Source organism: Lachnospira sp. (assembly GCF_016290755.1).
GTDB lineage: Bacteria > Bacillota > Clostridia > Lachnospirales > Lachnospiraceae > Lachnospira > Lachnospira multipara.
Window position 1 is genome coordinate 1 of record NZ_JAEEVD010000082.1, and the last position, 6,048, is coordinate 6,048.

General features: G+C 35.1%; 6 protein-coding genes and 1 pseudogene. All 7 read left to right on the forward strand.

Going from position 1 to position 6,048, the window contains the following annotated elements:
• A partial coding sequence (locus QVA17_RS12015; protein ID WP_287389197.1) for a cyclophilin-like fold protein occupies nucleotides 1-251 on the forward strand: 251 nt, incomplete at its 5' end.
• 326 nt (nucleotides 252-577) lie between these two features.
• A complete protein-coding gene (locus QVA17_RS12020) occupies nucleotides 578-2,044 on the forward strand; it encodes an amino acid adenylation domain-containing protein (protein WP_287389199.1) in 1,467 nt (488 codons plus the stop codon).
• Complete coding sequence (locus QVA17_RS12025; RefSeq protein ID WP_287389202.1) at nucleotides 2,041-2,532, forward strand: GNAT family N-acetyltransferase; 492 nt, start codon at nucleotides 2,041-2,043, stop codon at nucleotides 2,530-2,532. The genes QVA17_RS12020 and QVA17_RS12025 overlap by 4 nt, the downstream gene beginning before the upstream one ends.
• 230 nt (nucleotides 2,533-2,762) lie before the next feature.
• A complete protein-coding gene (locus tag QVA17_RS12030) occupies nucleotides 2,763-3,167 on the forward strand; it encodes a winged helix-turn-helix transcriptional regulator (RefSeq protein WP_287389204.1) in 405 nt (134 codons plus the stop codon).
• Between the two features lie 308 nt (nucleotides 3,168-3,475).
• Nucleotides 3,476-3,667, forward strand: a pseudogene (locus QVA17_RS12625) (nitrous oxide-stimulated promoter family protein); the annotation flags it as partial.
• Nucleotides 3,668-3,811: 144 nt separating this feature from the next.
• Entirely contained in the window at nucleotides 3,812-4,765 is a 954-nt protein-coding gene (locus QVA17_RS12040; RefSeq protein ID WP_287389206.1) for an L-lactate dehydrogenase, read from the forward strand.
• Nucleotides 4,766-5,033: 268 nt separating this feature from the next.
• Nucleotides 5,034-5,975: a hypothetical protein gene (locus QVA17_RS12045; RefSeq protein ID WP_287389208.1), complete on the forward strand. Its 942-nt coding sequence runs from the start codon at nucleotides 5,034-5,036 to the stop codon at nucleotides 5,973-5,975.
• Nucleotides 5,976-6,048 lie beyond the last annotated feature (73 nt).

Below are 6,048 nucleotides of genomic sequence, written 5' to 3' on the forward strand. Positions count from 1 at the left end.
CAATTCAGATGTCAATGTATGGCGGTTTTGAACAGGTCGGCTCAATTGGACAGAGTCTGCCTAGAGATGATAAACAGACAACAACGAGTTCAGGCGACATTGTACTATACTCTGGAAATCAGATGGTAGTGTTCTATGGTTCTAATAGCTGGTCATATACAAGACTTGGACATATATCTGATAAGAATAAGGAAGAAATTACGAATCTTCTTTCCAATGGAGATGTTACTATAACCATTAGCATTGAATAAAATGGACTTTTTTTGAAAAATATTAGGAAGAGATAAAGGTTTAGGGCGTATAGACCATATGGTTTATGCGCCTTTTTATTTTGTCTAAAAGTACAACGTCATTGTACTTTTTCCTCCATAAGTGGCACAGATAAAGGCGGTAACAAGTATTAACAATTCGACTCGCTTGTACAAAAAAATTGTGCCAGATACACCGCATAATTACGCAAAAGTATCATCGGTGATACTATGTTTCAAAAAACTGCGTACTTGTGCGGTTTTGTAAATCTCCTTTATCATATGCATTGTAACGAAGAGATGTATGTGAAATAAAGGAGATTTTTTAGATGAATACAATAATTGAAAAATTCATGGAACAGGTAAATGAGAATAAAGATGCTTTAGCAGTTTTTGATAATGAAAGAAATCTTAGCAGAAAGGAACTGCTTTTACTGGCAGATACAATAGCTGCAAGACTTCCCAAAGGATGCAAAAGAGTAGGTATAATGATGAACCATTCAGTTGAAATGATAGCATCCATATTTGCAGCTTTGAGGGCTGGGGCAGCATATATACCTGTTGAACCATTTTTCCCAAAGGAAAGAATCAGATACATGATGGAAGAGGCTGAGGTGAGCGTGCTTATCACAAACAGAGAGTATGCAGACAGATTTCCCGAATTAACAAATATAATTGTAGACAAAGGATTAGCTATAGAGGAAACAGCTGTAGGTGATGCTGAATATGACGAAAGGGATTTGGCTTATATCCTTTATACATCAGGAACTACAGGGAAGCCCAAGGGTGTTTCTGTAACGAATGCAAATGTATGTCATTATGTGAGAGCATTTTGCAATGAGTTTCACCCAGCTTGTGGCGATATAATGCTTCAGCATTCTGTATGTTCCTTTGATATATTTGTTGAAGAGGTATTTACAACTCTTTTATCAGGAGCGGCTTTGGCGATTCCATCGGATGAAGAAAGAGCAGATGTTAAGAAGCTTATCGGATTTATCAAAAGAAATAATGTGACTATGCTTAGCGGCTTCCCATATCTTTTACAGGAAATCAATGACCTTCCGGAAATACCTAAGAGCCTGAGACTCCTCATAAGCGGAGGAGATGTTATAAGAGCTTCATATGTTACAAATCTTCTTGGAAAGGTGGAAATTTACAATACCTATGGTCCTTCCGAGACCACAGTGTGTGCTTCTTATTGCAGATGCACAAAGGATAATGTCCTTGAAGATGGCACATTTCCTGTCGGAAAGTCTGTGCTTGGAACAGAAATCAAAGTCATGGATGAGGAAGGAAAAGAACTTCCGGATGGAGAAGTCGGTGAACTCTGTATCTTTGGAGGCGGCGTTTCTAACGGGTATATAGGAAACCGTGCCCAAGAGAATAAAGCATTTGTAAATACTGCAAACGGAAGAATGTATAAAAGCGGTGATCTTGGTTACTATCTGCCAGATGGCAACATTGCTTTTCTTCACAGAAAAGATACTCAGATAATGATTAAAGGAAAAAGAGTTGAGGTAAGTGAAGTTGAAAATATCCTTACCAAGTCAGAGCTTATCAAACAGGCATATGTAGCACCAAAAGTTGATGACAATAATCTATCATACATGGTTGCCTATGTGGTGCCGGAAAAAGAGAACGTTAAACTTGCGGATATTACAGATTACATGAAGGATTATCTGACAGATTTCATGATTCCGGAGTTTTTTGTTGAGCTTAAGAGCCTTCCCCTTAATGCAAACGGTAAGGTTGATAAAACAGCACTCCCAAACGTTTTAAGGAAGGTGGCAGCGTGACAGATAATAATATAGCGATAAAAGAGCTTAAGGCAGATGATATGGAACTTTTGCTTTCACTTAGAATGGAGGTTTTGTCAAATGTCTTTTTTCAGGAAAAAGAAAAGCTTTCGGATGTTGAGTGGAATGATATCAGAAAAGAAAATGAAGAATATTATCAGGAAGAGCTTAAAAAGGGCGGTCATGTGGCTTGTGCAATATATGTGTCAGGAGAATTGGCAGGATGTGGCGGAGTATGCCTGTATAGAGAGATGCCATCTCCGGACAATCGAAGCGGCAAATGTGCCTATCTTATGAATATATATGTCAGACAGGAGTACAGAAGGCAGGGACTGGCAAAGAAGATATGCAGGTATCTTATAGAGAGGGCAGCAGAGAAAGGTGCTGAAAAAATCTATCTTGAGAGCTCCGATATGGCCGTTGAATTATACAGATCCCTTGGATTTGATGACATGAATGGTTACATGAAATTAAATATGATAAAATGATATAAGTGTCATAAGTCTTCCTCCACTTGTGCTCGCACAAAAGTGGAGGATAGACTTCATGACACGCCCCACATGGAGCACGAAAGGACGCTTTAGCGGCCTGAGAGTGCGGAATGTGGGAGGAACGCGAGAGCGCATAGCGCGTAGCGGTCCGATATCGACTTTTGACACTCACATCATAAAATAGATTTATGTAATATCGTAAATTTTGTTTGAAACGGAGGTATTATATGTCGCAGAAAAACGAAGACTATATGTCATATGATGAATATCTGGTAAGGGTTAAGGAAGGAATACTAACAAAGGATGGACATTGCCCCGTTACACCTCTTCTTGAGATGCTCTCGGGGAGATGGAAATCACAGCTCATGTATGAACTTTGTATCCATGACAGTGTGAGATTCGGACAGCTAAAGAAAGACCTGCCGGGAATCACAAACACTATGCTTACTAAGAGCCTTAGGGAGCTTGAGGAAGACGGTCTTGTTACAAGGGTCCAGTTTAATGAAGTCCCTCCTCATGTAGAGTACTCACTTTCTGATATGGGGAAAGATCTTTTCCCTGTGTTTTACTCAATCATGAACTGGGGCTTTAAACATGAAAAAGAGATATATGAAGCAAAGGAGGATAAATGAAGGAAATGATAGCTAAAGGAATCGCCTGGATTTTGTGACAGATGAAGCCACATCAACAAGGCTGTAGGAAAGCAAAAAAGACATAATAAAGTATTTCAAAGTAGCAAGGATTTTTTATATGATTGATAACCACATTCCTGCTGGTGCTAAGTTATATTAGAATAAAAAATTAATATAAAAGTAAAATTAAACCGACTTTTAAAGTTAGATAAATAATCTAATCTTAAGGGTCGGTTTTTTAATAGCATTTTTTAGTGATATAATTCTAGTTGTTAAAGCTAATCCTTGTGGGAATTTAAATTAATAACTGTCCTTTTATGGAGACGAAGACTTTTTGTAGCAATTGTAAGGTGCACTGTTATAAGCCAGAAATGCGTGAAAAGATACGAATCGTAATGCGTTATTCAGGACCAAGAATGCTTTTTGTTCATCCTGTTATGTGTCTAAAACATCTTATAGAAAGTAAAAAGGAAAAGAAAAGACTTAAGCTTTTGGAATAATTGATTTTATATAATTAATGCTAGACCTAGTGATTAACTAATATTCTTAGTTCTTTATCTTATGGCATTTGAAAAAAATTTTGAAGTGTTATAATGGGGCATGAAAAATACATTTACAAAAATTAGTTGTTAAAGGAGAGTTTTATGAGTTTTAAGAGTTCTAAAGTAGTTGTAGTTGGCGCAGGAAATGTAGGTGCTAATACAGCTTATAGTATTATTAATCAGGGAATATGTGGGGAAGTTGTTTTAATTGATGTTAATAAGGAAAAGGCTTATGCTGAAGCACTTGATATGCAGCATGCAATGTATTTCCTTAATAGAAATATTAATATTCATGCAGGCGATTATAGTGAATGTAAGGATGCAGATATTGTAATTATTACAGCTGCAGCACCAATGCCTAAGGATAGTAATAGTAGACTTGAGATGTTAGCTCCAAGTATGAACATTATTAAGTCTATTGTAGGCTCTGTTATGGAAAGCGGATTTAATGGCATCTTTATAGTTGTATCTAATCCTGTGGATATTATGACATATTATGTACAGAAATTATCTAATCTTCCAGCTAATCACGTTATTGGCTCAGGTACAGCCCTTGATACAGCAAGAGTTTGCTGCAAATTAGCACAGACTTATGACCTAGATGCTAAGAGTGTTGAGGCTTTTGTTATTGGAGAGCATGGAGATACAGAAACAATGGCATGGGAAAGCGCCACTATTGGCGGTAAGCATTTAACTGATGTTTTATCAGATAATAGCGAAAGATCTAGCGATATTACTAAGGAAAAATTACTTGATTGGTCTAAGAAGAGCGGTTGGGAAATTTTTACAAGAAAGGGAAATACTTGCTATGGTATTGCAGCATCAACTACAGCTATTGTTAAGTCGATTCTTTTTAATGAGAACAGAATCCTACCAGTATCAGTAAGATTAAATGGTGAATATGGAATAAAGGATTTATATTTTAGTGTACCAACAATACTTAATGCAGATGGTGCTAAAGAAATTGTAGAAATAAGACTTCGTGATGAAGAAGCTAAAGAATTAGCTCATTCAGCTGAGGTTATAAGAAGTTTTTACAAGGATCTAAATATTTAAAATGTAATAAACAAATAAAACAAATAAGAATTAAAATCTAAAATTCTTGCAGGTTTTGCCTATAGAAGTGATAGTATGATAAATTGGCCTCATCGGTATATATTGATGAGGCCAATATTTTGTTGCACAAAGTGATATAACGAAATTCAGCCCCCAAAAATAACGAAATACGGCCAGAATTAACGGAATAAAGCCAAGTGATTGAAATTAAAAAAATAATATAATATTATTAAAGAAAAAAATATCAATGGGGTATATGGAAATATTTATGAAGTATAAAGTAGTAGTTATGTTATTAATATCACTTGTTTTCATATCTTCTTGTTCTTATAAAAATAATTCAAACTCAGTTAGTACTGAAAAAATACAAGAAGAATACTCTATTACAGAGGAAGAGGAAACAGTTGATGATAGAGAAATTATTGATGGCTGGTATTTAGACAGTTACATTATTAATGATAAAAATGAAAATGTAGCTTTTTATGTTCCTTATTACGTTAAGAAGAAAGGCGTTGAATATTATACTTTTGATAGTGAAGAAAATACTAAACAAGAGCAAGAACTAGTGGCAGTTAATAAACCGTTAGGTACAGAATTTAAGAAAGGAGCAGCCCAGTTTTATAGAAATCTACATTCGCAACCTATTATTGAGAATGGGAAAGTAGTGGATATTCCTAAAGTAGATATTGTGTGGCAAGATAAAGCAGAATATTTATTTTCAAATTTAGGATATTCAAATGAAAGCACAGGATTTGATTATAGTACTTATATGACAATTAAAAGACAATATAGTGTTATTAAGTCAGATGTTGTAGCTTTTTCTGTTGCATTATATGAAGAAACAATGCCTATAGGGGAAGGAATAGACATAAGTATTTATGGTATTCCATATGAATATGCTAAACAGCAGTTGGGTGAAAATTTTATTTACACTATGGAAGATGAAGAAAATTTTAGTGAGAATATACATAATAATTATACTGAATTTGATAAAGTGTGTTCAGGAAGAATAAAAGATACAGGAGTGTATTATATCGACTTATCAGATGAAAATACAGATGAAATGTATTGGAATTATTATGTGGTATTAGACTTTGACGATAATACTATAAAATATTACGACGTGAGTGGAAGTTATGGATATAACATAACAAACCAATCAGAATATGAGGCATGGAAAGAACAAAACAAAGATAAATTTTTAAATTGATTGATACGAAATTCAGCCTCAAATAACGGAATACGGCCAGAATTAACGGAATAAAGCCAAGTGGTTGAAATTA